The sequence below is a fragment of the Pseudomonas onubensis genome (genome assembly GCF_965653655.1).
Taxonomy (GTDB): Bacteria; Pseudomonadota; Gammaproteobacteria; order Pseudomonadales; family Pseudomonadaceae; genus Aquipseudomonas.
The window spans coordinates 1-416 of record NZ_CBFHAZ010000317.1 but is presented as its reverse complement, the minus strand read 5'-3'; the positions used below and the strand labels follow the sequence as shown (position 1 = coordinate 416).

1 protein-coding gene is annotated in these 416 nt (G+C 56.2%); it reads left to right on the top strand.

Annotated features, from left to right (window positions below):
- Positions 1-51 precede the first annotated feature (51 nt).
- On the top strand, positions 52-416 hold a 365-nt coding region (locus ACTD9P_RS30135; protein WP_010350766.1), incomplete at its 3' end, for an ATP-binding cassette domain-containing protein.

The following is a 416-nucleotide window of genomic DNA, read 5'->3' as shown; positions in this document are numbered from 1 at the left end:
ACCCGGACGTGATCCGTGCCTATTTAGGTGAGGCATAAGATGGAAAAAGTCATGTTGTCCTTTGACAAAGTCAGCGCCCACTACGGCAAAATCCAGGCGCTGCATGAGGTGAGCCTGCATATCAATCAGGGCGAGATTGTCACCCTCATTGGCGCGAACGGGGCGGGGAAAACCACCTTGCTCGGCACGTTATGCGGCGATCCGCGCGCTACCAGCGGGCGAATTGTGTTTGATGATAAAGACATTACCGACTGGCAGACGGCGAAAATCATGCGCGAAGCGGTAGCGATTGTCCCGGAAGGGCGTCGCGTCTTCTCGCGGATGACGGTGGAAGAGAACCTGGCGATGGGCGGCTTTTTTGCCGAACGCGACCAGTTCCAGGAGCGCATAAAGTGGGTGTATGAACTGTTCCCACG